The 510-nt window shown below is 69.4% G+C and carries 1 pseudogene; it reads right to left on the bottom strand.

Annotated elements, in window-relative coordinates:
- Positions 1-510, bottom strand: a pseudogene (locus MF605_RS11930) (transposase); the annotation flags it as partial.

The following is a 510-nucleotide window of genomic DNA, read 5'->3' as shown; positions in this document are numbered from 1 at the left end:
TGCGTCGACGCCGCTGCGGGACCCGGAGCCCTTCGTCACGCCACAGGCGTTGGATCTTCTTGTGGTTCACCACCCACCCCTCGGCGCGGGCGTCGTGATACGCCCGCCGATACCCGTAGCGGGGATGGTCCTTCGCCCAGGCGCGCAGCCACTCCCTGAGCGCCCGATCCGGGTCCGCGACCGTGTCGCCCTTGAGCGGTCGCCGGTACGCGGAGCGGCTCAGCCCGACCAGACGGCACGCCATCCGTTCGCTCACCCGCAACTTGCGCTTGAGGTGATCGACGGCGGCGCGGCGCCTGTCCGGGCTTAGAAGTTTCCCTCAGCCAGCTCCTTGAGCGCGGCCTTCTCCAGCTCCGCTTCCGCGAGCAGACGCTTCAGGGTCGCGTTCTGCTTCTCCAGCTCCTTCAGGCGCTTTGCGTCGTCGGCCTTGAGGCCGCCGTACTGGTTCCGCCACCGGTAGTACGTCTGCTCGGACACCCCGAGCTCCCGGCACACCGCCGCGACGTCCTG

Source organism: Micrococcus luteus, from assembly GCF_022664405.1.
Taxonomy (GTDB): domain Bacteria; phylum Actinomycetota; class Actinomycetes; order Actinomycetales; family Micrococcaceae; genus Micrococcus; species Micrococcus luteus.
This window is presented reverse-complemented; position numbering and strand designations above follow the sequence as displayed.